The organism is Rhizobium subbaraonis (assembly GCF_900220975.1).
GTDB classification, from domain to species: Bacteria; Pseudomonadota; Alphaproteobacteria; order Rhizobiales; family Rhizobiaceae; genus Mycoplana; species Mycoplana subbaraonis.
This window is the reverse complement of record NZ_OBQD01000021.1, coordinates 62,188-83,745: the sequence shown is the minus strand read 5'-3', so window position 1 is coordinate 83,745 and position 21,558 is coordinate 62,188. Positions and strand designations below refer to the sequence as shown.

The 21,558-nt window shown below is 61.9% G+C and carries 32 protein-coding genes and 1 pseudogene; 19 read left to right on the top strand and 14 right to left on the bottom strand.

Annotation, left to right across the window (positions count from 1 at the left end):
• The 5 genes and pseudogenes from CRO48_RS25535 to CRO48_RS25515 all read right to left on the bottom strand — a co-directional run.
• Positions 1-386 (bottom strand): annotated as a pseudogene (locus CRO48_RS25535) (hypothetical protein); the annotation flags it as partial.
• Complete coding sequence (locus CRO48_RS25530; RefSeq protein WP_245423666.1) at positions 383-1,723, bottom strand: TRM11 family methyltransferase; 1,341 nt, start codon at positions 1,721-1,723, stop codon at positions 383-385. The pseudogene CRO48_RS25535 and the gene CRO48_RS25530, both read right to left, overlap by 4 nt.
• Positions 1,723-1,965 (bottom strand): hypothetical protein, encoded by a 243-nt coding sequence (locus tag CRO48_RS25525; protein ID WP_097142590.1) that lies wholly within the window; start codon positions 1,963-1,965, stop codon positions 1,723-1,725. The genes CRO48_RS25530 and CRO48_RS25525 overlap by 1 nt, the downstream gene beginning before the upstream one ends.
• Positions 1,965-2,450, bottom strand: coding sequence for a phage regulatory CII family protein (locus CRO48_RS25520; RefSeq protein ID WP_245423665.1), 486 nt, complete (start codon positions 2,448-2,450; stop codon positions 1,965-1,967). The genes CRO48_RS25525 and CRO48_RS25520 overlap by 1 nt, the downstream gene beginning before the upstream one ends.
• A gap of 342 nt (positions 2,451-2,792) precedes the next feature.
• Positions 2,793-2,975, bottom strand: coding sequence for a hypothetical protein (locus CRO48_RS25515; protein WP_245423664.1), 183 nt, complete (start codon positions 2,973-2,975; stop codon positions 2,793-2,795).
• A 158-nt stretch (positions 2,976-3,133) separates the two neighbouring features.
• Between CRO48_RS25515 and CRO48_RS25510 the strand changes: the two genes are divergently transcribed.
• The 17 genes from CRO48_RS25510 to CRO48_RS25450 all read left to right on the top strand — a co-directional run bounded on the left by CRO48_RS25510 (position 3,134) and on the right by CRO48_RS25450 (position 10,758).
• The gene (locus CRO48_RS25510) at positions 3,134-3,829 is read left to right on the top strand and encodes an XRE family transcriptional regulator (protein WP_097142588.1); all 696 of its coding nucleotides are present in this window, start codon (positions 3,134-3,136) and stop codon (positions 3,827-3,829) included.
• A 217-nt stretch (positions 3,830-4,046) separates the two neighbouring features.
• Positions 4,047-4,244 carry a hypothetical protein gene (locus CRO48_RS25505; protein WP_097142587.1) on the top strand — a complete coding sequence of 66 codons (198 nt, stop codon included), beginning with the start codon at positions 4,047-4,049 and terminating at the stop codon, positions 4,242-4,244.
• Positions 4,245-4,256: 12 nt separating this feature from the next.
• Positions 4,257-4,418: a hypothetical protein gene (locus CRO48_RS32425; RefSeq protein WP_176526896.1), complete on the top strand. Its 162-nt coding sequence runs from the start codon at positions 4,257-4,259 to the stop codon at positions 4,416-4,418.
• A 5-nt stretch (positions 4,419-4,423) separates the two neighbouring features.
• Entirely contained in the window at positions 4,424-4,600 is a 177-nt protein-coding gene (locus CRO48_RS32420) for a hypothetical protein (RefSeq protein ID WP_176526895.1), read from the top strand.
• Between the two features lie 6 nt (positions 4,601-4,606).
• Positions 4,607-4,960: a hypothetical protein gene (locus CRO48_RS25495; RefSeq protein WP_097142585.1), complete on the top strand. Its 354-nt coding sequence runs from the start codon at positions 4,607-4,609 to the stop codon at positions 4,958-4,960.
• 64 nt (positions 4,961-5,024) lie between these two features.
• A complete protein-coding gene (locus CRO48_RS25490) occupies positions 5,025-5,927 on the top strand; it encodes a DUF2303 family protein (protein WP_097142584.1) in 903 nt (300 codons plus the stop codon).
• Positions 5,928-5,989: 62 nt separating this feature from the next.
• On the top strand, positions 5,990-6,196 hold the full coding sequence (locus CRO48_RS25485) for a hypothetical protein (RefSeq protein WP_097142583.1): 207 nt from the start codon (positions 5,990-5,992) through the stop codon (positions 6,194-6,196).
• Positions 6,193-6,528 (top strand): hypothetical protein, encoded by a 336-nt coding sequence (locus tag CRO48_RS25480; protein ID WP_097142582.1) that lies wholly within the window; start codon positions 6,193-6,195, stop codon positions 6,526-6,528. The genes CRO48_RS25485 and CRO48_RS25480 overlap by 4 nt, the downstream gene beginning before the upstream one ends.
• Positions 6,525-6,680, top strand: coding sequence for a hypothetical protein (locus tag CRO48_RS32415; RefSeq protein ID WP_176526894.1), 156 nt, complete (start codon positions 6,525-6,527; stop codon positions 6,678-6,680). The genes CRO48_RS25480 and CRO48_RS32415 overlap by 4 nt, the downstream gene beginning before the upstream one ends.
• A complete protein-coding gene (locus tag CRO48_RS32410) occupies positions 6,677-6,841 on the top strand; it encodes a hypothetical protein (RefSeq protein ID WP_176526893.1) in 165 nt (54 codons plus the stop codon). Before CRO48_RS32415 ends, CRO48_RS32410 begins: the two co-directional genes overlap by 4 nt.
• Entirely contained in the window at positions 6,831-7,121 is a 291-nt protein-coding gene (locus CRO48_RS25475; RefSeq protein WP_176526892.1) for a hypothetical protein, read from the top strand. Before CRO48_RS32410 ends, CRO48_RS25475 begins: the two co-directional genes overlap by 11 nt.
• Entirely contained in the window at positions 7,114-8,289 is a 1,176-nt protein-coding gene (locus tag CRO48_RS25470; protein WP_097142581.1) for a DUF5131 family protein, read from the top strand. The genes CRO48_RS25475 and CRO48_RS25470 overlap by 8 nt, the downstream gene beginning before the upstream one ends.
• Complete coding sequence (locus CRO48_RS25465) at positions 8,286-8,483, top strand: hypothetical protein (protein ID WP_097142580.1); 198 nt, start codon at positions 8,286-8,288, stop codon at positions 8,481-8,483. The genes CRO48_RS25470 and CRO48_RS25465 overlap by 4 nt, the downstream gene beginning before the upstream one ends.
• Positions 8,476-8,907, top strand: a complete 432-nt coding sequence (locus tag CRO48_RS25460; protein ID WP_097142579.1) for an ASCH domain-containing protein — start codon at positions 8,476-8,478, stop codon at positions 8,905-8,907. Before CRO48_RS25465 ends, CRO48_RS25460 begins: the two co-directional genes overlap by 8 nt.
• Positions 8,904-9,419, top strand: a complete 516-nt coding sequence (locus CRO48_RS25455) for a hypothetical protein (RefSeq protein ID WP_097142578.1) — start codon at positions 8,904-8,906, stop codon at positions 9,417-9,419. Before CRO48_RS25460 ends, CRO48_RS25455 begins: the two co-directional genes overlap by 4 nt.
• Positions 9,416-9,748 (top strand): helix-turn-helix domain-containing protein, encoded by a 333-nt coding sequence (locus CRO48_RS33035; RefSeq protein ID WP_245423663.1) that lies wholly within the window; start codon positions 9,416-9,418, stop codon positions 9,746-9,748. The genes CRO48_RS25455 and CRO48_RS33035 overlap by 4 nt, the downstream gene beginning before the upstream one ends.
• A gap of 8 nt (positions 9,749-9,756) precedes the next feature.
• The gene (locus CRO48_RS25450) at positions 9,757-10,758 is read left to right on the top strand and encodes a tyrosine-type recombinase/integrase (RefSeq protein ID WP_245423662.1); all 1,002 of its coding nucleotides are present in this window, start codon (positions 9,757-9,759) and stop codon (positions 10,756-10,758) included.
• On the opposite strand, the gene CRO48_RS25445 is transcribed toward CRO48_RS25450, so the two are convergent.
• From CRO48_RS25445 to CRO48_RS25435, 3 genes are read right to left on the bottom strand one after another with little or no spacing between them, the layout of a single operon-like run.
• Positions 10,739-11,212 carry a hypothetical protein gene (locus CRO48_RS25445; RefSeq protein ID WP_097142576.1) on the bottom strand — a complete coding sequence of 158 codons (474 nt, stop codon included), beginning with the start codon at positions 11,210-11,212 and terminating at the stop codon, positions 10,739-10,741. The two genes, CRO48_RS25450 and CRO48_RS25445, sit on opposite strands and share 20 nt — an antisense overlap.
• Positions 11,209-11,691, bottom strand: coding sequence for a helix-turn-helix domain-containing protein (locus CRO48_RS25440; protein ID WP_097142575.1), 483 nt, complete (start codon positions 11,689-11,691; stop codon positions 11,209-11,211). The genes CRO48_RS25445 and CRO48_RS25440 overlap by 4 nt, the downstream gene beginning before the upstream one ends.
• Positions 11,692-11,718: 27 nt before the next feature.
• Positions 11,719-12,096: a hypothetical protein gene (locus CRO48_RS25435; RefSeq protein ID WP_141402124.1), complete on the bottom strand. Its 378-nt coding sequence runs from the start codon at positions 12,094-12,096 to the stop codon at positions 11,719-11,721.
• 521 nt (positions 12,097-12,617) lie between these two features.
• On the opposite strand from CRO48_RS25435, the gene CRO48_RS25430 reads away from it, so the two are divergent.
• Positions 12,618-13,502, top strand: a complete 885-nt coding sequence (locus CRO48_RS25430) for a sulfotransferase family protein (RefSeq protein ID WP_097142573.1) — start codon at positions 12,618-12,620, stop codon at positions 13,500-13,502.
• Positions 13,503-13,652: 150 nt separating this feature from the next.
• Here the strand turns inward: CRO48_RS25430 and CRO48_RS25425 are convergent, their stop codons facing one another.
• The 5 genes from CRO48_RS25425 to cyoA are packed head-to-tail and all read right to left on the bottom strand — an operon-like array spanning position 13,653 to position 18,670.
• Positions 13,653-14,417, bottom strand: a complete 765-nt coding sequence (locus CRO48_RS25425; protein WP_097142572.1) for an SURF1 family protein — start codon at positions 14,415-14,417, stop codon at positions 13,653-13,655.
• 17 nt (positions 14,418-14,434) lie between these two features.
• Entirely contained in the window at positions 14,435-14,842 is a 408-nt protein-coding gene (gene cyoD, locus CRO48_RS25420; protein ID WP_097142571.1) for a cytochrome o ubiquinol oxidase subunit IV, read from the bottom strand.
• Positions 14,839-15,462: a cytochrome o ubiquinol oxidase subunit III gene (gene cyoC / locus CRO48_RS25415; RefSeq protein WP_097142570.1), complete on the bottom strand. Its 624-nt coding sequence runs from the start codon at positions 15,460-15,462 to the stop codon at positions 14,839-14,841. The genes cyoD and cyoC overlap by 4 nt, the downstream gene beginning before the upstream one ends.
• A gap of 1 nt (position 15,463) precedes the next feature.
• A complete protein-coding gene (gene cyoB / locus CRO48_RS25410; RefSeq protein ID WP_097142569.1) occupies positions 15,464-17,467 on the bottom strand; it encodes a cytochrome o ubiquinol oxidase subunit I in 2,004 nt (667 codons plus the stop codon).
• A gap of 30 nt (positions 17,468-17,497) precedes the next feature.
• Entirely contained in the window at positions 17,498-18,670 is a 1,173-nt protein-coding gene (gene cyoA, locus CRO48_RS25405) for a ubiquinol oxidase subunit II (RefSeq protein ID WP_097142568.1), read from the bottom strand.
• A gap of 304 nt (positions 18,671-18,974) precedes the next feature.
• Here cyoA and CRO48_RS25400 point away from each other — a divergent pair, with 304 nt between their 5' ends.
• Positions 18,975-20,300, top strand: coding sequence for an MFS transporter (locus CRO48_RS25400; protein ID WP_097142567.1), 1,326 nt, complete (start codon positions 18,975-18,977; stop codon positions 20,298-20,300).
• A gap of 364 nt (positions 20,301-20,664) precedes the next feature.
• On the opposite strand, the gene CRO48_RS25395 is transcribed toward CRO48_RS25400, so the two are convergent.
• Positions 20,665-21,402, bottom strand: a complete 738-nt coding sequence (locus CRO48_RS25395) for a DUF1003 domain-containing protein (RefSeq protein ID WP_097142566.1) — start codon at positions 21,400-21,402, stop codon at positions 20,665-20,667.
• Between the last annotated feature and the right edge of the window lie 156 nt (positions 21,403-21,558).

Below are 21,558 nucleotides of genomic sequence, written 5' to 3'. Positions count from 1 at the left end.
ACATAGCCGCCATCGGCATAGACCTCGGCGAGCTTCATGTTGATCAGGCGGCGATCCTCGACGGTCGAGGTGCGCGGTGCTTCGGCCCGCGGCGCGGCCTCGACGGCGATCGCCACGGCGGATTGCGGATGCTTCATGTCCGTGTTGCCCTTTCTTGCGGAGGGCTGCGCGTGCTCAGGGCAGAAGTCCTTGCGCGGACCACTTCCCACCACCCAGCCCTTGTTCTGGAAACTCTGCTGTGCCGCGACAGGCGGCTTCCGGCTCTTGCCGGTCTGATGCGCGAAGTAGGCGACGGCGCCGCACTCCGCGCAGGTGATCTGCAGCGCCTTCGCGCGCCGCCCGCCGGCCTCGATCGTGGCTTCCGGAAAGGTGCGGCCGATGCTCATTCCGCCGCCTCGCTTTCCGCCGCCGGCTGGTAATCCTTCCAGTCGACACGGCGCACCAGCGTCGCGTTGCCATAGGTGCCGTCCGGCTGCCGCTCCCAGATAAACCAGGCGGTGTTCATGCTGCTGGAGGCTTTCGGCCCCTCGTAGCCGTCGCGGTGCATCATCGGCAGCCGACGCTTGAAGACGTAGACGCGTGCCGGCGGCAACTCATCCATGACGAAGTTGCGATCGTCGTCGGCGAATCCCGCCAGGAAGTTCAGGTTCAGCAGCAGCGCCATCTTCGTCGGGCGGTGGACACGCAGCGCATGCGCGACGAAGGAGTTCAGCACCTCGCCATAGGGCGGGTTCGTCACGATGTCGTGGCACTCGCCCTCACCCGGCTTCGTCTCGCGGAAATCGATGACGGCCTGAACCTCGCCGTGCGCGTCCGCTGTCCCATAGTCCACGAGGTCCGACAGTATGACGCTATAGCCGGCCGCCTCCAGGATGCGGCTGATCGCACCGCGTCCGCAGGCCGGTTCCCACACGGTCGGAGAAAAGTCTTCCAGCGCCGCCAGCGTATGGACCGCGACGGCGTGCGTCTCATAAAGGTTGTCGCCGCGCTCTTCCTTCGTCGCCGTCTTCGTGCCGATGGCGGCCTTGAGATTGGCACGTGAGGGTTCCAGCCCGGCGGCCACGCGGGCAGCAATGGCGCGCTCGGCGATCCCCGGCGTCGCCCGTTCCGCCTTGGCGAGCTGCCGGGCGGCATGGATCTGGGTCCGGCTGATACCCGCCTCGTCGAGCGTGAACGGGAAAATGTTTTCATCTGAAACATTTTTCGGCCGCCCGCGCGTGGCCGCATCGCCCGCCGCCTGCGCGGCATCATAGGCCTCGGCAATGCGGATCATCGCGCGCGTCTCGATCAAAAGCGCATCTGCCTGCAGGCGCCGCGCCTTCTCCACCAGCCGCCGGCCGTCCGCGCCAAAGCTGGCCGCAAACTGCGCCGCCGCCTTCGCCTCGAGATAGGCCCCGCCGGCAAGCCGCCGAGCGGCCATCACATCACCCTCGTCGAGCAGCTGGCGTGCCCGCTGGACGGTCGCCATCAGGTCAGACGCATCCGCCGGCAGCACGGTCGGCAGCGCTGCGATCTCCGGCGCAGGTTCGGCAGCCGCCACCGGCTTCAAGCCCTCGGCGGGATACCAGACATCACCGTCCTTCGGATCGCGTCGGATGAGCCCCTTGGCGTTCAGCGCCCGGCACTTGATCCGCTGCGCCTGCGTCTCGGAACGAAAATGGCCGCCCTTGATGGCGGCGTCGAGAATGGCGGTCTGGTCGGGGGAAAGCTTTGGCGTGCCCATCAGTGCGCTCCCCTCAATTGGGTGAGATAGGCCTCGCCGCGCGCCGTGATCCGCCAGATCGTGTCATGCCCGCGCAGCAGCACGAGATAGCCGGCTTCAACTGCCTCGGCGATCGCCGCTTCGTCATCGACGCTGACATTGAAGAACGTCTTATCCGCGCTGGCGCCAGCGCGGCGAACGATGGCGCGAGCACGCGCAGAGATGGGCTGGAGGATGACGGAAGAGGTAGAGGCAGCCAGCATCACAGCGCCTCCAGTCGGGCCAACACGCATTCCGCAGCGCGGATGATGCGGCGGATCTGCTGGCTCAGCTCGCGACGCTCCATGGCGTCGATCCGGCCATCGGCAAAGGCCGATCGCGCCATCCGCCAGACGTCCGTCGCCTTGTCCATGATGGCGAGAACGTCCGCCTCGGAGAGCGGCGCTTCGATCACGATGCGTTCGGCCAGCGGCTCCAGTCGGAAGCCCAGCTGCCGTGCCATCTCCGAGGTGATGATCGGCGAACCGGCGCGCAGGTCCGCCTCAACCGCGATGTCGACCGGGATCAGCGTGGCGCCGTGCTCGTGGCTGCCGTCGCCCCGACGCTCGCCGAGCGTGGCATACTTCACCAGCGTGGAAACGCCGACGCGCGTCAAAAGGGCAAACGATGTCACCCCGCCGCCCAGCCGGTAGCAGGCGTCGGTGACGCCCTTGAGAGACAGGATCAGTTCTTCGGAAATCAGGCGCACGAAAACACCCCGCAAAATGCAAGGAAACATTTGGTTGAAAGGATTCACTGAAGCGCACGCAGCGCGCGCTTAAGGTCGAGCCATCAGATCAAGGAGGCCCGCATGCCAATCGAGAACGAAAGCGAAAGCGCCCGGCGGGCAAGGTCCGCCACCACCCGCCGGGCCGGGGCAACCGCACGGAATGAGGAACCGCGCGGACGAGGAAACGGAGAAGAAGGGAAAAACGCGCCGGAGCGGCAGGAAGCACCCGCGCGCTCCGGCGCGAAGATGCAAGGCGGCTGGGAGGAGTGCTCCAGAGGGGAACGGCGCCTTGCAGAAATGAGACGTGCGACCGGGCCACTTTCATTCGGCGGCCTCCAGTTTCAGCGCCTTGGCCGGGCGCGCGACGCCATCAGGCCAGCTCGCTTCGTCGGGCCAGTTGTCGGAAAACCACTGCATGGCGCGTTCGAAACTTTTGGTGCGAATGTCGCCGCCCGCTTCGATATGGTCGATCCGGAGCCCTCCGGAGAGGACGATAGTGGACACCCGCGCCCGCGACATCCCGGTCGCGGCGCAAAACATGTCGGCGGTTTTCAGTAGCTGATCGCACAAGGTCATGCGGCATGAATGCGTATTTTAGTACGCCGTGTCAACGTATTTTAATCCGGTAACACCTTTAGGGGATGCGTCATATAATACGCATCATGAGCAACATGTTGAATGAACGCATCCAGGAACGCTTGAAAGCATTGAACAAAAGCGTCCAGCGCGTCTCGATAGAGGCCACCGGCGCGAAGGAGACCTTGCGGAAGATTCTGGACGGCACAACCAAGAGCCCTCGATACGACACTATCGAGAAGATCGCGGCCGCCCTTGAAACCACCCCCGAGTGGTTGTTGGGTAGCGACGGCGCAGCGGCCATGTCGGCACCCATCCAGACAGACGTCCGGTTCGGAACGACTGCACCTCCGCTACCAAACATGAATGATATGCCCAAAGACCTCCCCGTATTCGGTACCGCAGCAGGATCTCATACACGCGGCGCATTCCAACTCACTGCAGGGCCTGTAGAATTTGTGCGCCGGCCTCCGACCCTTGTGGGCGTGAAAGGTGCGTATTCCCTCTACGTTGAGGGAACATCCATGGAGCCGCAGTTCTGGCAAGGTGAGTTGGTCATCGTCCACCCGCACAAGCCGCCGCGATTCGGCGACGCGGTAGTCGTGCAGTGCCAGTACGAGGAAGATAGTCCGGTTGAAGCAACGATCGGCATTCTGGCCAAACGGACAGAAAAGATCGTCGGCATCGACAAGCACAATCCAAAGGCGCAGATCGAGTTGCCACGAAACAGCGTTATCGCCACGCACAAGATACTGACGATGAACGAGCTTCTCGGCTTCTAGCCCGGAGCGCCGCCAAAGCTCACCGACGCTTTCTGGGCCGCCCTGCGTAATGCCCGGCGGCTCTTTGCGTATTTCTATACGCCAATCCCTTGACAGCGTATTTATTTACGCATTACGTTTCGCATCGTTCAGGCCGCGAACAGGGCCGCCGTCACTCCTCCTCCCAGGCGGCGGCCCACCCTCCCGGCCTCATTCACCCCAACAATGGAGAATGACGATGCACAGCAACATGCTCACCCCGAAGCAGAAGGCCATCCGCATTTCGCAGATCGCAACGATCATGCGTGAGTGCCAGGACGGCCACTGCGACGAGACTTATCTGCGCAACCGCGGCGTCACCGGCGCCGAGATGACGACGCTCGTTCCCCGCGCCGTCGAGGAAGCCAACGCCGCCTCCATCCGCCGCGCGGCCTGAGCGGAGGCCGCCATGAACCAGCAACCCCGCGACTATGCCATCCGGCCGCGCAGCGCAGAGCGAGACCTGTCCCGCCTGCGGATCAGAAATCTCGAGATCCAGCGCAACGTCATCCTGGCGGTCGCGGGGCTGGTGGGGATCGTCCTCTCCGTCCTCTACGCCTTCGCAGGCTGATGCCGATGCGCACGCACCGCTTCCCCCGCTATCCGATCGAGCGCGTCGAGGCCGACTGGTCGCGCATCGACAGCCTGATCGCCGCCCGCGACCGCGCCGACCGCATCAGCTCCCTGCTGATGAACTGGGCTCTGCCCGCGCTGCTGGCGGTCCTCTCCCTCGCCATCCTGTTTCGGAGCTAACCCGCCATGAAGAAAATCCGCGACGCATCCATGATCATTGGCCTGCTGGAAAACGGCCAGTTCAACCCCGCCCTCTCCAACGAGATCGGCGAGACGCTGCAGAAGCTCTCCGAGATGTCGGAGGAAAACCCGCACGCCACCTTCAAGGGCCAGACCACCGTCAAACTGAACTTCTCGGTCAAGGACGGCATGGTCACGATCGGCGTCGACATGGAATCCAAGACGCCCAAGCGCCCGCGCAAGAATTCCGTCTTCTGGGTCGTCGAGGACGGCGCGCTCTCCACCGAGCACCCCCGCCAGCACGACATGTTCGCCACACGCGCGGTGCCCGACGCGGGCAGCCAGAGCGCCACCCAGTAATCCCCCGCACCCGTCATCCGGCCGGGCATGTCGCCCGCGCCCATTTCCCAAGAGGTAGAACCCTATGGATCAGTTTTCCGAAACCGCCGTGAAGGCCATTGCCGAGCTGGCAGACCGCGCCGGCTATGACATCAAGTCCTTTTCCGTGCCGAGCGGCGTGAAGGGCGTACCGACGTCTATCCCGCTTCTCGTCAATGGCCGCACCGGTGAGGCCAAGAGCCTTGCCGCGCTGATCGAGCCGTGGCGCACGCGGCCCGAGCGCAAGATCGGCACGGCCAGCGTCAACACGATCGAATCCTTCATCGACCTCGTCGAGCGCCACAGGACCGAAGACAGCGTGATCTTCGCCGATATCGACTGGCAGCGCCCGTCCCTGACCGCCGTCATCGACTATCACAGCTCCACCGATGCCGCCTTCGGCCAGCACCGCATCCACTATCCGTTCCCGCTCTCCGAGGAATGGAAGGTCTGGACCGGCAAGCACGGCAAGCCGATGACGCAGACGGATTTTGCCGAGTTCATCGAAGATCACATTCAGGATCTGACGAGCCCGGATGATCTTGAGGAAGACAGCTTCCAGCGCATGTTTTCCTGCAAGGTCGGCCACCCGACCGACCTCATCATGTTGTCGCGTGGTCTGCAGATCAATGCCGAGGTCCGGGTGAAGAACGCGGTCAAGCTGCAGTCGGGCGAGAGCCAGATCGTTTTCGAGGAAGATCACAAGAACGCGGACGGCCAGCCGATCAACGTGCCGGGCGTGTTAATCATCAACATCCCGATCTTCCACGGCGGCAAGCCGGCCCGCATCCCGGTGCGCCTGCGCTACAAGACCCGCGACGGCGCCATCGCCTGGACGTTCATGCTCCATCGGACGGACATCCACATCACCGAGGAGGTGCGCCGCGATCTGGAGCGCGCCGCAGCCGAGCTGGACCTGCCGAAATACGAAGGCAAGCCTGAGGCCTGAGACAGCACCTCCACGGGGCGGCCACGGTCGCCCCGCCCGCTCTCCCCACCAGAGATCCCGCCATGACCTACATCACCGTTATTCTCGACATTGCCACCGAGGCGCGCCTGCGCCAGGCGGCCGAGGAACTGGATCGCCGCGTCGAAGATCTTGCCGAGCTGGCAATCGCCGAAGCCGCCGCCGCATACTACGCCAAGCGCGCCGACGACCCGGCCATCGGCATGGGCGTGCTGCATCCCATCCTGTTCCCTTCGGAGCTGCACGCATGACGAAGCCATCCGCAATCCCCTTCGGCGGCCCGAAGCAGATCTATGTCCCGGCCGCCTTCGAGCCCGAGATCCGTAACCGCATCCTCTCCGGCAAGAGCGTCGCCGTGATCGCCACCGAACTCGGCGCCGACGAGGCACGCCTGCGCACCTACGTCAATCACCGCATCGAGCGCTGGCGCACCCAGGGCCGCGCCCCGGTCAGGCCCGACGACGGCAAGATCGTCGTCTACCGCACCGTCCGCAACAACACCGGCGAGTTCGTCAGAAAGCCGATCCGGCTGCCCTACGTGACGATGCATGCCCGCGTGCTGGAGGCGAGGGCCGGCCGATGACGTGGATCCTGTTCTTGACCGGCCTGCTGATCGTCGTCGCGTCCTTCACCGAAGCGAGGGGCAAGGTCGCAATCCTTGCGGTTGTCGCCACCTTCTCTATCGGCGTCGGCACGATGGTCACCGCCATCTATCTCCGGAGCATCGGCCTATGACCGATACGCTCCCCACCTTCCGCGTCCATTTCCACGACGGCACCAGCATGGACATTGAGGCCGGCAACAGCCTGATCGCCGAGGCCCGCGCCCGCAAGGAACGCCCCGGCAGCTTCGTGAAGAAGATCAAGCTTGTTCGGGAGAACATCGATGGACGCTAAACAGCTTCACATCCTGCAGCACTCGCTTGGCCTCGACCAGTACGGCCGCGGCACAATGTATCGCAATCGGTTCGTGACCGGTGAAGGCAGCAAGGACCATGCCGACTGCATGGCCCTCGTAGAGCAGGGCTACATGAGCCGCGTCGCCAACGTCGCGCTTTTCGGCGGCAGCGACTGCTTCACCGTCACCGAAGCAGGAAGGCGCGCCGCCGTGACCGAAAGCCCGGCGGCGCCGAAACTTTCCCCCGGCCGATCAGCGGGAGGAATAGGACGTGGCTGACAACACCAAGATCGAATGGACCGACGCCACCTGGAACCCGATCACCGGCTGTTCCATCGTCTCCCCCGGCTGCACCAACTGCTACGCCATGAAGCTCGCGGGCACCCGCCTGCGCCATCATCCCAGCCGCGCCGGCCTGACGAAGGACAGCAAGGCCGGCCCGGTCTGGACCGGCGAGGTGCGCTTCAACCGCGAATGGCTGGACCAGCCCCTGCGCTGGAGGCGTCCGCGCATGATCTTCGTCTGCGCCCATGGCGACCTCTTCGCCGAAGGCGTGCCCGACGAGTGGATCGACCAGGTGTTCGTCGTCATGGCTCTTTCCCCGCAGCACACTTTCCAGGTGCTGACGAAGCGGCCGGAACGGATGCGGGCGTATCTGACGCGCCCGCCCGGTAATGGGCTGCAGGACGTCCGTAATCACCTCGCTTGGGAGGCGACATCCAACGTCATGAACGCATACCTGCCGGGATGGAAGACCGAGGCTCCGGACGGCCCTCGCCGCTCCCTCGCCATCAATGCTTTCACGAGCTGGCCGCTGCCCAATGTCTGGCTTGGCGTTTCGGTCGAGGACCAGAAGCGCGCCGAAGAGCGCATCCCCGTCCTGCTCGACACTCCCGCCGCTATCCGCTGGATCAGCGCCGAGCCGCTGCTTGGACCGGTTGATATAGGTCGTTGGACGGCCACCGCCGAGGTAACCTGCAAGGCCTGCCAGCAGCAATTCTGGCTGCACAGCGCTGATCCTTGCGAGCACGAAGCCGGCGGCAGCTGGACACTGGCATGCCCACATTGTGCGGGCTGCCGCTGCAAGCCGGGATGGACGGAAGCCGACGCTCGTGCGATGAGCATGGAGCCTCCCGCTGACTGGATTGACCGTCAGGTCGGTCGGTTCACCAAGGTGCATCCCACAATCAAAATGACCTCCCTCATTCACTGGGTCGTCGTCGGAGGTGAGAGCGGCCACGGCGCCCGGCCGATGCAGCCCGAATGGGCCGAGAGCCTGCGCGACCAGTGCGCCGCAGCCGGCGTGCCATTCCTGTTCAAGCAGTGGGGATCGCACAAAGTGACGTCCGACTGCAATGGTCGCTACATGATCCCGGCCACAAAGAAGGAAGCCGGCCGCCTGCTGGACGGCATCGAGCACAACGGTTTCCCCGAGGTGCGCCGATGACCGCGCCGCTCTCCTACATCTTTCGCTGGGACCGCCAGAACCGCAAAGGTCAGCCTTGCGAAGTTTTGGCGCGCGGCACGATGAACAGCTGCCTCGTCCGCTTCGCCGACGGCTATCGGATGGTCACCAGCCGCAACGCCATCATGAAGAACAAGCCGACGACCAGCCAGGCAGGCGAGAGCAGCCATGCTTGACCTCACCAAATTGGCGAGCCGCGTTGCGGCGGGCGAGATCAAGGCGCTCAGCATCAAGCAACCCTATCCGCATCATATCTTCCATGACGGCAAGGACGTCGAGAACCGCGACTGGTCGACTAGGGGGCGCGGCTGGTTCATCGTTCACGCCGGCATCTCGAAAAGCGAGCTGGACGATGACCAGATGCATCTTCCTCGTGGCGGCGTGGTCGGCATGGCCCGCATCGTCGATTGCGTCACGGAGATGGAAAGCCGCTGGTTTTTCGGCCGCTATGGCTTCGTCCTTCGCGATGCCTTCCCGCTCCCTTTGATCCCCTGCCGTGGCCAGCTCGGCTTCTTCAATCTGGAACCCGCCACCTGCGCCGAAGTTGCCGCCGCAATCCGCGTGCACGCCGGTCACCAGCCGGAGGTCGCCAGCCGATGAAGCTCGACGAGGCAAAGACCCTCTTCCCGGAAATCCGCCAGCAGAGCGGACTTGCAAGCGACCAGCGGTACGAGAGCTTTTACACTGCGACCGGGCGGCCCGAGATCCTTTGCCATGCGCCGGCAACCGGCCAGCTCGAACCGATCGCGACGATCCTTCCCGATTGCAGCTACGACGACCGCATGCTGATGCAGAAGGCGCCGGTCTATATCCGTGCGCTGCTGGTCCTGCTCGACGAAGCCTTCCGCCGCCTCAAGGAGTTGCAGCCCAAACCGGAAAAGGCCCCGAACTTCGCCGCCGAATGCGCGATGAAGTGCAAGGACGATCACCTCTTCAGGAATTTCCTGCACGAATGCCATGGCGCCGACCCCTCCGATCTGGAGCGGATCAAGACTCGCGTCCGCAGCATCCTCGGTGTCCAGTCCATGACCGATCTCAACACGGACGAAAACGCCCGAAAGCGCTGGCTGTCGCTACGGGACGAATTTCACAGATGGAGGAAGCGGAGATGACGATAGCCGGGCGTGATGGCCCCCTCGGCCGCATCTACACCCTCGACGAGGCGGCCGAGTATATGCGACTAACCGGCCGCACGATCGCCAAGGTTGCCAGAAAGCACGGCCTGTGCACTATTTCCGGTCGCGATCTGCTTTTTAGCGAGAGCGACATTCTCGCAATCTGGGATGCGATGAGATGCCCCTCAAACTCACCCGCCGTGGCGGCTCCGAATACTGGTACATCCGGGGCACCGTCCGCGGACAAAGCATTTTCGAAACTACTGGCACGAGCGACCGCGAAATCGCGGAAGCAATCCGGATCAAAACAGAAGCTCGCCTACTGAATGAAAGCGTGCACGGCCGAAAGGCAACAGTCACGTTTGAGGAAGCGACAGAGGCCTATCTTGCGGCCGGCGGATCCGATCGCTTCCTGATCAAGATCTCCAAGACGGGCAAAATGAGTGGAATCGCCGCCCACTTTCGCGGCAAGTTCCTCAAGGATCTCGGACAATCGGACCTCGATGCCGCCGCCCGTATCCTGTTCCCCAGCGCATCACCAGAGACACGAAACCGCCAGTGCTACACACCGTTTATCGCGGTCTGGAACCATGCAGTCGCAAGCCAGTGGGCCGAGCCACGGCAATGGAAGCGACCCCGCAAGCCCAAGGGCACGAATGTCGCCGTGCTGAAACGCCCCCGCGCTGGCTCGAAGCCGACCAGCTATGAGCGCGCAGCTCAATTCGTTTCGGCCATGTCGCCAGCATCGGCCCAGATCATGACGGCGCTGTTCTACACTGGCATGCGTCCGATCGAAATATTCACCTTGGATGCCTCGGATGTGAACATCGCCGGCCGGTGGATCACGCTCGATCGCTCCAAGACCGGCGAACCGCGCGGCGTGCCGATGCACGAGTTTCTCGTGCCGCTTTTCGAGGCGCTGATCAAGCGAGGCGGCATCTTGTTCCGTACTCACAAGGGAGTGCCCTACCCGCCAACGGACGAGTTTGGCGGCCAGATGTCTTCAGCGATCGAAGGTGCCCGCGCCCGGCTGAAAAAGCGCGGGATCGTTATCGACGACATTTCAGCCTACACGGCTCGCCACACGGTCTCGACACAGCTCGTGATCAACGACGTCCATCCCTACAAGAAAGACCAGATCCTCGGACACGCCGCCGACGACATGAGCCGGCACTATACTCATGTGCCGCAGCAGCCCTTGATCGACGCCATCAACACGCTCCCGGTGCCAGCCGCCTGGCAGGTGATGCATTGGTGGGAAGATCCGGTTTACTGGTCTCGACGGCTGGTGAAGTGGGGAGCGAGTGGGGCGCAAGTCACTTCAAGACAGGCATGATGGGAAGCTCTGAAGCGGACTCCCAAGACATCTGGGCGACAAGCGAACGGAAGTATGGATACGTTGCAAAACGCCCAACTCGCTGGAGGTAAGCGTCAGCGTGCTGCCTCTCTACTTCTGGCACATTCCGGTACACGACGAAAAAACTTGCGTCGACTGTAAGAAGCTTAGTTCGCGATTGGGAAACCTTAAGCCTCCAAGTAAAAACCCCGCCCAAACTGCCAATTTCAGGATCGTAACCGCTGTCACTAACATCAACGTCAAAGCTGCGCTGTAACGAGACTTCGCCGCTTCTTTCAGCCTCCATCAATGGGTAGAATTTCGGCTTAACTGAGAATTTTAGGTCCGTAAGGCGGATATCGAGAAGTTCCGCATGCTCAACCACCGCATTGTAAGCATTCAAAGCGGCGGCCTTGACATCGCCTTCGGCGGCAACTGCAATTTCATCACTCATGCTACTTCCGCAATCTTGTTCGGGCGCCGGAAGCCATTGTCATTGCAAGTGGCAATCGTCGACGTGGCCCTTGGCCTGCTTGCAATAACCTTCATCAAAAGTTCAGTCGTATGGCTTTCGCGCCTTTCCGTGAACTCAGCCTTCCCGCTAGCTTCATACCGCTCGATCGTCCACTGAGACGAAACGGTAACATGGCGATGCTCTACGAGGCCAACTGCATCGATTTCAACCGCGCTACCAAACGAGCAAGTCTTTCCCAACGCATAATACACCTTTGCGATGCTCTCCACAGTCAGGTTGGCGTCGTCAGAAAGCATCTGGGAAACCCAGGCCGCCGACACGTTCATCTTTGCTGCAAGCTTCGCCTGCGACAGGCCCTGCGCCTTCATGCTGCGAAGAATGTCGTACTGGATATTTGCACGCAGTTCTTCCGTTGCGAAAATTACGGCTTCCTCGTGGTTCATCGGGCCGAAATTCATAGTTCTCTCCGCTTAAGTGCTTGTGCACTATTTAAGGTAGTCCGATAGCTTTCGTGCGGCTGCGCCAAATAGACTTTGATCGGCCGCATCCCGCTTCTTGCTGTCATCGATTTCGGTGCAAATGAACGTCTTTTCGCCAACCAAGCCGCCATAGATCCTGAGTTGCCAAGCCTTAAACGCCCACACAGCAACCTTGGTTCCGGACTTGTCGCCCGTCGAATGCCGACCTTCATGTTTCAGCTTCGTCTCGTCGAGAAACTCGTGCCCATCATCAGCGAACCGTTTCATCCATTGCAGACATCTCGCTCGCGCCTTTACGTCGACCTTCTCGAAACGCTTCGCCACCGCTCGCGTCATGTAGACGGTGAACGATTTGCCGACTGCGACTGTAACCAATTCATCCATGCGCATCGGAACCGTTAAGTTAAAACTTAATCCTTGACAATAGATGAATCAAGCTAGGGGCGACATGCTGTCGCACACTCGCAGCTGGAAGCCCGAGAATCGGATTGCCTTGGAACATACGAAAATAACTATTCACTCGCGATATCGTGTGCAAGGCTCGGTTGCTATTGGCAGCTCACAAGCTGTGCAAAATGCGTGCACGGACAATACCCCACTACCATTAGGCACGGCGGGCCAAGGCTTTAGCCAAAGCTACCCCTTGCCTTGGTAAGGGAGAGGCCGAGAGTTCAAATCTCTCTAGCAGCACCATTTCCCCGTTTATAAGACAACAAGTTTCGCCTGGCGAGAAGAAGCTGATCGGCTAGAAGCGCCACCGGGCTAGCGCTCGGCATACGGCTGGCGAGCAGTATATAATGTGGTTGCGCGCGGTGGTCCGACAGGGGTTCTGTTCCCTCTGGGTTTCACTGGATCAGCGAATCATGACATGAGTACCCGGCAGCACAACGTGGACGGGTACAGAAATGACTTTTGAACTGCAGGATGGAACCGTGGTGTCACCCTCGACGCCGTTGTTCATCACCGGCTCAGGTCGGTGCGGCACGACACTGATGCGTCGTCTGATCGTGGAACGCTCTGCCGCCGTGATCCCGCCGGAGAACTATGCTTTGGGCAAGGTCGAGCAGTTCACGGGCGCGAGCCAGGAAGACTGGGATCAGCACTGCGCCGGCGCGATCCGCCGGGCAACGACCAATCGGAAGAACTGGCGCACCTATGGGATGGATGCAAAAGACGCAATCCGCCTGTTGTCGTCCATCCCGCCACAGGAGCGCACCACTTCGAATTTTTGGCACGCCTTCCACGCAATCTATGCCGTTGCGGTCGGCAAACCCAGTCAATCTCGCTGGGGAGACAAAACGCCGCTCAATGTCGATCGTGTCGATCATATTGTCTCGATTTTCCCGTCGGCACGATTTGTGTTCATGGTCCGGGATGTTCTTGATGTTACCTATTCTTACGCGACGATGGGCCTCAAGAAACGGGAGGGAAACTATCTCTACGGTGCAAAGCGCTGGCTTGATGCCAACGAACATATCAAGGCCCATCTCGAGAAGTACCAGGCGCAGGCGATTGTCGTGAGATACGAAGATCTCGTCATGCGTCCGGATGACACGGTGGCGCGCGTGCTTGATTTCGCCGAACTGCCCCGGAGCAGTGGTAACGGGATGAACGAATCGGAAGCCAAAGACATCGCCACTTACAAGCATCTGAACAATGCGCTTGGTGAGGTTCGAGGGGATTTCATTGGCAAGGGTCGCTCCGGCCTTCCGGCAGAAGTTCGCGAGGCGATCTGGGAAATCGCCGGCACGCGCGATCTCCAGAGGTTCTTCGGATACTCAGCAGATTGAGCCTTTGCTGGCATCCGGCAGGAACACCGGTGCCGGCATCGCTCCGACCTCGCCACCTCAAGGGCCAAGACCGACGCGATCTCTGACTGCTCGCAAAAGCAGGGAGATCGTGCCGCCCCCCGCAGCGGGTGCTGCAAGCCGCCCTCCCCTTTACGTCTCCACCCGCCGCTGTCGCAGCAGGAACACGGCCGCTGCCACGCTGAGGGCGGCCATGGCGAACCAGGTGAGTGCGTAGACGAGATGGCTGTTGCGGAAGCGGACGACCGTGAGGCCGCCGATCGGAAGGCCGCCGGGATTTGCGGTCGCGTCCGCATCGATGAAATAGGGGGCGACAGTGGAAAGGCGGGCGGCAGCGGCGATCGCGTCCACATCCCGGGAATACCAGCGGCCGGCCGCGGGATCGTTGGCGCGCAGGAAAGCGCCTCCCGGCTCCGTCAGCCGCAGCAGTCCGGTGACGCGCACGGTGCCGGGCACCTCGCCTCCGGCCCGGGAAGACGCGTCCCTGCGGTCAGCCGGCACGAAGCCGCGATTGATCAGGATCGTCGTGCCGTCCGCCTGGCGGAGCGGCGTGACAACCCAGAAACCGGCACCTAGATCGGTGACCGCCTGAACCAGCACTTCCTTGTCGTGATCGTAGGTGCCTTCCGCCGTGACGCGGCGATACTCTTCGTCCTTGCCGTCGAAACCCGCCCAGCGCGTCGGCTGCGGCGCCGGGACGGGCTGCGCATGCACGCGGGCGTCGACGCGGGCGATGAGGTCCAGCTTCCAGAACAGCCGCTGCACCTGCCAGGAGCCAAGGGCGACGAAAGCAACGGTGATAAACAGCATCGCGCCTGCAAAGAGCAGGCGCGCCGAAGGCCGGCGGGAAAGGTCGGTTCCCGCCTTGCCGTCATGCCGTGAGGGATCAAGGGCCATGGACCGGTCCCCTGATATCAGGGCATGTTCTTCATCATCTCTGGCGACATGGGCATCATGTTCGTGTTGAGGTGATGCATGACCCAGAAAGAGCCGGCGAGCATGATCGCCACGATGATGAGCGTGAAGATCAGCGCCATCACCGTCCAGCCGCCTTCCGAGCGCGGGTTCATGTGCAGGAAGCAGATCATGTGGACGACGATCTGCACGGCGGCGAACACCATGATCAGCACGGCGGTCAGGATCTTGCTGTCGAAGACCTCGCCCATGACCAGCCAGAAGGGAATGGCGGTCAGGATGACGGACAGGACGAAGCCGATCATGTAGGTCTTGAGCGAGCCGTGGCCTGCGTCGTGACCGTGGCTGTGGCCGTGATGGACGTTATGGGCGTCCTCGTGGGCGGGGGCGTGGGCTTGCGAACTCATCCGAGAACTCCCATCAGGTATACGAAGGAAAAGACGCCGATCCAGATGACGTCGAGGAAGTGCCAGAACATCGACAGGCACATCAGGCGGCGGCGGTTTTCCGGGATCAGACCGCGCATCTTCACCTGTACCATCAAAGTGACGAGCCAGATGATGCCGAAGGTGACGTGCAGGCCGTGGGTGCCGACGAGCGTGAAGAACGACGACAGGAAGGCACTGCGGCCCGGACCTGCACCCTCGTGGATGAGGTGGTAGAACTCGTAAAGCTCCAGCCCGAGGAAGGCGAGACCAAAGAGACCGGTCACGCCAAGCCAGAACAGGGTCTCCATCTTGGCATTGCGCTCCATCTGGAGCATGGCGAAACCGTAGGTGATCGACGAGAACAGCAGCATCGCCGTGTTGATGGCGACGAGCGGCAAATCGAACAGGTCGGCCGGCGAAGGGCCGGCCGCATAGTTGCGGCCGAGCACGCCGTGCGTGGCAAACAGCACGGCGAAGATGAGGCAGTCGCTCATCAGGTAGATCCAGAAGCCCAGCATGGTGCTGCCTTCGGGATGATGCTCCTCTTCCAGGTAGAACTGGGGAGCCTCTGCTTCTTGTGTCTGTGCTTTCTCAGTCATGTCAGGTCCGTTCCGCCAGCAGCTCGGAGCGCGCGTCCTCGGTTGCGGTCACGGTCTCGGCGGGGATGTAGAAGTCCCGGTTGTAGTTGAAGGTATGGCCGATCGAGACGGCGATGATGGCGATGAAGGACACGACCACGAGCCACCAGATGTACCAGATCAGGGCGAAGGCCAGAGCGACGCTGAGGCCAGCCAGGATCACACCCGTGCCGGTGTTCTTCGGCATGTGGATCGGCTTGAAGCCGCCGAGCGGACGCTCGTAGCCGCGGTTCTTCATGTCGTACCAGCTGTCATGATCGTGCACGACCGGAGTGAAGGCGAAGTTGTAATCCGGCGGCGGGGACGAGGTAGACCACTCCAGCGTGCGGCCATTCCACGGATCGCCGGTGAAGTCGCGCAGCTGGTCGCGCCTGAGGTAGCTGACGACGAGCTGGATGACAAAGGATGCGATGCCGAGTGCGATCAGGAAGGCGCCGAAGGCTGCGATGATGAACCAGATCTGCAGCGACGGGTCCTCGAACTGCGAAACGCGGCGGGTTACCCCCATCAGGCCGAGCACGTAGAGCGGCATGAAGGCGAAGAAGAAGCCGATCTGCCAGAACCAGAAGCTCATCTTGCCCCAGAAGGGATCGAGCTTGTAGCCGAAGGCCTTCGGCCACCAGTAGACCACGCCCGCCATCAGACCGAATACCACGCCGCCAATGATGACGTTGTGGAAGTGGGCGATCAGGAACAGCGAGTTGTGCAGCACGAAGTCTGCCGGCGGAACGGCAAGCAGGACGCCGGTCATGCCGCCGATGACGAAGGTGAACATGAAGCCCACCGTCCAGTACATCGGCACTTCGTAGCGAATGCGGCCGCGATACATGGTGAAGAGCCAGTTGAACATCTTCGCCCCCGTCGGGATCGAGATGATCATGGTGGTGATGCCGAAGAAGGCGTTCACCGAGGCGCCCGAGCCCATCGTGAAGAAGTGGTGCAGCCAGACGAGATAGGACAGGATCATGATCACGCAGGTGGCGTAGACCATGGAGGCATAGCCGAACAGGCGCTTGCCGCAGAAGGTGGCGACGACCTCGGAGAAGATGCCGAAGGCCGGCAGGATCAGGATGTACACTTCCGGGTGACCCCAGATCCAGATGAGGTTCACATACATCATCGGATTGCCACCAAGGTCATTGGTGAAGAAGTTCGTGCCCGCGTAGCGATCGAGCGACAGGAGAGCCAGCGTTGCGGTCAGGATCGGGAAGGTGGCGACGATCAGGATGTTGGTGCAGAGCGACGTCCAGGTGAAGATCGGCATCTTCATGAAGGACATGCCAGGCGCGCGCATCTTGACGATCGTGGCGATCAGGTTGATGCCCGACAGCGTCGTGCCCACGCCCGCGACCTGCAAGCCCCAGATGTAGTAGTCGACACCGACGCCGGGACTGTAGTCCGCGCCCGAAAGCGGCGGATAGGCCAGCCAGCCGGTCCGGGCGAACTCGCCGACGAAAAGAGAGATCATGATGATGACCGCGCCCGCCGTCGTCATCCAGAACGAGAAGTTGTTCAGGAAGGGGAACGAGACGTCGCGGGCGCCGATCTGCAGCGGCACGACGTAGTTCATCAGACCGGTCACGAAGGGCATGGCCATGAAGAAGATCATGATCACGCCGTGCGCGGTGAAGATCTGGTCGTAGTGATGCGGATTGAGGTAGCCCTCATTGCCGCCGAAGGCGATGGCCTGCTGCAGGCGCATCATGATCGCGTCGGCGAAGCCGCGCATCAGCATGATCAGTGCGAGGATCACATACATGATCCCGATCTTCTTGTGGTCCACCGAGGTGAACCATTCGTGCCAGAGGTAGCCCCAAAGCTTGTACTTGGTGATGAGCGCGAGCACGGCGAGGCCGCCGAGCGCAACGGCGATGAACGTCACCACGACGATGGGCTCGTGGTACGGGAAGGACTCCAAGGTGAGCCTCCCGAAGATGAATTGCGTCAGGGTCGTATTACCAAACATCGGTCTGTCCAAATCTGCCAGAATGCGGCCTTAAGGCTGCGTGCTTTCATTCGTATTCAGTTGCGCCGGGGCCGGACCGCCCTGGCTGCCCTCCGGCATCGCGTGGCCCTGATGGGCGTCGTGATTCATGCCATTCATAGAGGAACCGCCCTCGTCGACACCTTCCGCCGGCTCTTCGCTGCGGGGCGGATTGCCGGTCGCCGGATGCGTGGCACCGGGCGCCTCTTCATCGGCGTGGCGGTTGTCGTATTCCAGCTTCTGGCGGTTCTCGTGGCTTTCGACGCCGCCGCCGCCCATCATGTCGATGTGCATCATTTCGTTCATGCACATCTGGCCGGGATGAACGCACATGTTGAGAATGGCGTTGAACAGCCCGTCTTCGACGGTTGCGAAGTAGCGCACCGGCTCCTTGATGCTCGGCTTTTCGAGCTTGAGGTATGCGTCGCGGTTCAGCGCCGTGCCGTTCTGCTTCACGCGGGCGACCCATTCGTCGAAACCGCCCTGCTGCAGGCCGTGGAAGCGGAAACGCATATGCGAGAAGCCATCGCCGCTATAGTTGGCGGACAGACCTTCGAAGTTGCCTTCCTTGTTGATGACGGCGTGCAGCTTCGTCTGCATGCCGGGCATGGCGTAGATCATGCCTGCGAGCGCGGGAACGTAGAAGGAGTTCATCACCGAAGACGCAGTGATCTTGAATTCGATCGGCACGTCGACCGGCGCTGCCATCTCGTTGACGGTCGCGATACCGTATTCGGGATAGAAGAACAGCCATTTCCAATCCAGCGCCACGACTTCCACTACCAGCGGCTTGGTCTCGGGCGGAATTGCGCGCTCGGCGTCGATGCGGTCGAGCGGCCGGTAGGGGTCGAGCTTGTGGGTGCTGATCCAGGTGATCGCGCCGAGCGCGATGATGATCGCAAGCGGCGCCGACCAGATCACCACCTCAAGGCCCGTGGAGTGGTGCCATTCGGGATCGTACTTGGCGTTCGCATTGGAGTTGCGATAGCGCCAGGCGAAGAAGAAGGTGAGGCAGACCACCGGCACGATGATGAGCAGCATCAGCACGGTCGAGACCACGATGAGGTCTCGTTGCTGCATGGCGATGTCGCCGGAAGGCGACATGACGACCATGTTGCAGCCGGACAGTGCCAGCAGGAGCGGGAGAACGAACAAGCGTCCGACGAATTTTATCTGGTTAGACATTTCGGGCCTGAATTTGCATTTGTCTAGTTTGGGACTAATCGCGCCAGTGCATGTACGGGAATAGGGCCGTTCGTCGCAGTGCAACAAATTGTCGCAACGCAACATGCAACCATTGGCTTCTGCAACATCCAAACGCCACCAAAGGGAGCTGCCGCAGCCTGCAGTTCGTCAATCTAGGACGCGAATTTTGCCCGACCAGTGAGCGGGCGCCGCTGTTTGGCCAATTTTTCGCACAGTTCCTTGATCTCCGCGGTTCTTTGATCAACATTCCCTTCTGTGGCGGATATTCGCCAGGAGGAAAATTATGAGTACGGTCGCCCATCCCTCATCTACAGGTTTCGAAAGAGACGCGCGCCTCATCCACGGCGACAAGCCGGTTGCACCGGGCAGTATTGCGATGGGTGTGATTATCGGTCGCATGTCGGAGTTTTTCGATTTCTTCGTCTACGGCCTGGGTTCCGTCCTCGTCTTCCCCAAGTTGATCTTCCCGTTCGCGCCGAGTCCGCTTGCGGCCATCATGATGTCGTTTGCGATTTTCCCGCTCGCCTTCCTCGCGCGGCCGGTCGGCTCCTTCGTCTTCATGTGGATCGACCGCAACTTCGGCCGCGGGACCAAGCTAACGGTCGCCATCGTGGTTCTCGGCGGCTCGACTGCGTCGATCGCCTTCCTCCCCGGATATGAATCGATCGGCTACTGGTCTGTGGCGCTGCTGGCGCTCTTCCGTCTCGGACAGGGCTTCGCGCTTGGCGGGGCCTGGGACGGGCTTGCCTCTCTTCTGAGCCTGAACGCGCCGCCGAACCGCCGCGGCTGGTATGCGATGATCCCGCAGCTCGGCGCGCCCTTCGGCTTCGCGCTCGCCAGCATTCTGTTCGGCTATTTCGTCTCCAATCTGTCGGAGGCCGACTTCCTCGACTGGGGCTGGCGCTATCCGTTCTTCGTCGCGTTCGCGATCAACGTGGTTGCGCTGTTTGCGCGCCTGCGCATCGTCGCAAGCCCGGAATTCGGCGCGGCCATGGAAGCGCAGGAATTGCAGGCGCGGCCGGTCTTCGAGATGCTCAGCGTGCATGGCCGCGACGTCGTTCTCGGCGCTTTCGCCCCGCTTGCAAGCTTTGCGATGTTCCACCTCGTGACGATCTTCCCCTTGAGCTGGATCACCCTGCATGGCGGCCAGACGACCAGCGAGTTCCTGCGCGTGCAGGTCATCGGCGCGGCGGTCGGCCTCGTGGGCATCGTTCTGTCCGGCCTACTCGCAGATCGCATCGGCCGACGCAGCCAGCTGATGGTAGGCGCGGTGATTATTGCTCTGTTCTCCTTCTCCGCACCGTTCCTGCTCGAGGCCGGCAGCACGGGCCAGGATGCGTTCATCATCATCGGCTTCGGCATCCTCGGCCTTTCGTTCGGCCAGGCCTCCGGCGTCGTCTCCTCGCGCTTCGGCCAGTACTACCGCTATACCGGGGCCGCGCTGACTTCCGACCTCGCCTGGCTTGTGGGCGCCGCCTTCGCGCCACTCGTCGCACTCGGCCTTGCCAGCAACTTCGGCATCATCTTCATTGGCGGATATCTGATTTCCGGTGCGATCTGCACGCTCGTGGCGCTGGGCGTCACGCGCGCGCTCGATCAGAACAGGTAGCTTCCGGGGCGCTGCCCGTGTGATGCGGATGTTGCGGGCCGGCACCAGCGTGCCGGCCCGCTTCCTTTTGCAGACGAGCGGTCTGAAAGCGAGAGGTGAGCGCGCACAGCCGCACAACTGAGCCGATACGGCCACCGGAATGGCGATCAACTGCCGTTCACATGAAAATTACCAATCCTGTCAGTCACCTGCGGAACAAATATGCCGGTCCAGCCGTCTTTATGACAGGTGCTTGTCACTGCACCTGCTCGGATTGGAGACCGAGCCAATTCCGGCGGGCATGCCCCGCCGGCCTTTTTTTGCCCCCCCGACAACAGCAAAACGGTAAAATGCCCGAGGCCCGGCTCGAGCTTTGGCCGAGAGTTCAGCTCTGTTTCGCTGGAGGCTGGCGGCCTTCGAGAAGGTCGATCTGAATCTGCTGGAGCTCCGCCAGACGCTCCCACTGGTGGGCCATCTGATGGTCGATCATATCGTGCAACTGCCGGATTTCGAGTTCGGCGCGCAGGTTGACCATGTAGTCGTTCTCGGCCCGCAACCGGTCCTTTTCCTCCTGCCGCTTCTGGCTCATCATGATCACCGGAGCCTGCAAGGCCGCGACGCACGAAAGCACCAGATTGAGCAGGATGAAGGGATAGGGATCAAAGCCGCCGCCAAGGAGGCCGACCACGTTGTAGGCCATCCATGCGATCAGCACACAGCAAAAGGAGATGATGAAGCTCCAAGACCCGCCGAAAGCCGCCACATTGTCGGCGGCGCGCTGGCCGAAGCTCGCCTCCTGATCCTTGCGAAGGGCGCTATCAGCGCTGACCTGCACCGAGGAAACGCCGCGTTCGAAGCTTTCCAGCACCTGTCTGTCCAGATTGGAAAGTTCTCCCCGCTCCTCCTCAAGCATGTCGGCAACGTAGCGACGGCGATATTGCGACAGGTCGGTCGTGCAGATGCGGCTTTCCGGTGTCCAGTCCGCAACGTCCCTGGCAATCAGCCCGTAAATTCCCGGACGGATCGCCGAAGCGTGATACAGATGCCCGGCGGGAAATGCCTTGCCGCACACGGCACAGGTCAGCATCTTGCCCCCTGCAGCGCCCGATCCGTTCCTGCCCATTGCGACCTCATCTGCATTCCCGACAACGACGGCCACTGGAGCGGCTCCGGCCTGACTATAGCGCGGCCGGGCGGGGCGGCAACTGCCCTCGGGTGCACTGGAAGCCCGACGTCGCTTTTCGAGCTTTCAGACCAGCGCCCGACGCTTGCCGCCGTT

Excerpts from the sequence above, each read along its gene's own strand:
- CRO48_RS25530 (WP_245423666.1), bottom strand. The coding sequence starts at position 1,723 with ATGGGCACGCCAAAGCTTTCCCCCGACCAGACCGCCATTCTCGACGCC.
- CRO48_RS25525 (WP_097142590.1), bottom strand. The coding sequence starts at position 1,965 with ATGCTGGCTGCCTCTACCTCTTCCGTCATCCTCCAGCCCATCTCTGCG.
- CRO48_RS25510 (WP_097142588.1), top strand. The coding sequence starts at position 3,134 with ATGAGCAACATGTTGAATGAACGCATCCAGGAACGCTTGAAAGCATTG.
- CRO48_RS25505 (WP_097142587.1), top strand. The coding sequence starts at position 4,047 with ATGCACAGCAACATGCTCACCCCGAAGCAGAAGGCCATCCGCATTTCG.
- CRO48_RS32425 (WP_176526896.1), top strand. The coding sequence starts at position 4,257 with ATGAACCAGCAACCCCGCGACTATGCCATCCGGCCGCGCAGCGCAGAG.
- CRO48_RS32420 (WP_176526895.1), top strand. The coding sequence starts at position 4,424 with ATGCGCACGCACCGCTTCCCCCGCTATCCGATCGAGCGCGTCGAGGCC.
- CRO48_RS25495 (WP_097142585.1), top strand. The coding sequence starts at position 4,607 with ATGAAGAAAATCCGCGACGCATCCATGATCATTGGCCTGCTGGAAAAC.
- CRO48_RS25490 (WP_097142584.1), top strand. The coding sequence starts at position 5,025 with ATGGATCAGTTTTCCGAAACCGCCGTGAAGGCCATTGCCGAGCTGGCA.
- CRO48_RS25485 (WP_097142583.1), top strand. The coding sequence starts at position 5,990 with ATGACCTACATCACCGTTATTCTCGACATTGCCACCGAGGCGCGCCTG.
- CRO48_RS25480 (WP_097142582.1), top strand. The coding sequence starts at position 6,193 with ATGACGAAGCCATCCGCAATCCCCTTCGGCGGCCCGAAGCAGATCTAT.
- CRO48_RS32415 (WP_176526894.1), top strand. The coding sequence starts at position 6,525 with ATGACGTGGATCCTGTTCTTGACCGGCCTGCTGATCGTCGTCGCGTCC.
- CRO48_RS32410 (WP_176526893.1), top strand. The coding sequence starts at position 6,677 with ATGACCGATACGCTCCCCACCTTCCGCGTCCATTTCCACGACGGCACC.
- CRO48_RS25475 (WP_176526892.1), top strand. The coding sequence starts at position 6,831 with ATGGACGCTAAACAGCTTCACATCCTGCAGCACTCGCTTGGCCTCGAC.
- CRO48_RS25465 (WP_097142580.1), top strand. The coding sequence starts at position 8,286 with ATGACCGCGCCGCTCTCCTACATCTTTCGCTGGGACCGCCAGAACCGC.
- CRO48_RS25460 (WP_097142579.1), top strand. The coding sequence starts at position 8,476 with ATGCTTGACCTCACCAAATTGGCGAGCCGCGTTGCGGCGGGCGAGATC.
- CRO48_RS25455 (WP_097142578.1), top strand. The coding sequence starts at position 8,904 with ATGAAGCTCGACGAGGCAAAGACCCTCTTCCCGGAAATCCGCCAGCAG.
- CRO48_RS33035 (WP_245423663.1), top strand. The coding sequence starts at position 9,416 with ATGACGATAGCCGGGCGTGATGGCCCCCTCGGCCGCATCTACACCCTC.
- CRO48_RS25445 (WP_097142576.1), bottom strand. The coding sequence starts at position 11,212 with ATGAGTGATGAAATTGCAGTTGCCGCCGAAGGCGATGTCAAGGCCGCC.
- CRO48_RS25440 (WP_097142575.1), bottom strand. The coding sequence starts at position 11,691 with ATGAATTTCGGCCCGATGAACCACGAGGAAGCCGTAATTTTCGCAACG.
- CRO48_RS25435 (WP_141402124.1), bottom strand. The coding sequence starts at position 12,096 with ATGGATGAATTGGTTACAGTCGCAGTCGGCAAATCGTTCACCGTCTAC.
- CRO48_RS25430 (WP_097142573.1), top strand. The coding sequence starts at position 12,618 with ATGACTTTTGAACTGCAGGATGGAACCGTGGTGTCACCCTCGACGCCG.
- CRO48_RS25425 (WP_097142572.1), bottom strand. The coding sequence starts at position 14,417 with ATGGCCCTTGATCCCTCACGGCATGACGGCAAGGCGGGAACCGACCTT.
- cyoD (WP_097142571.1), bottom strand. The coding sequence starts at position 14,842 with ATGAGTTCGCAAGCCCACGCCCCCGCCCACGAGGACGCCCATAACGTC.
- cyoC (WP_097142570.1), bottom strand. The coding sequence starts at position 15,462 with ATGACTGAGAAAGCACAGACACAAGAAGCAGAGGCTCCCCAGTTCTAC.
- cyoB (WP_097142569.1), bottom strand. The coding sequence starts at position 17,467 with ATGTTTGGTAATACGACCCTGACGCAATTCATCTTCGGGAGGCTCACC.
- cyoA (WP_097142568.1), bottom strand. The coding sequence starts at position 18,670 with ATGTCTAACCAGATAAAATTCGTCGGACGCTTGTTCGTTCTCCCGCTC.
- CRO48_RS25400 (WP_097142567.1), top strand. The coding sequence starts at position 18,975 with ATGAGTACGGTCGCCCATCCCTCATCTACAGGTTTCGAAAGAGACGCG.
- CRO48_RS25395 (WP_097142566.1), bottom strand. The coding sequence starts at position 21,402 with ATGGGCAGGAACGGATCGGGCGCTGCAGGGGGCAAGATGCTGACCTGT.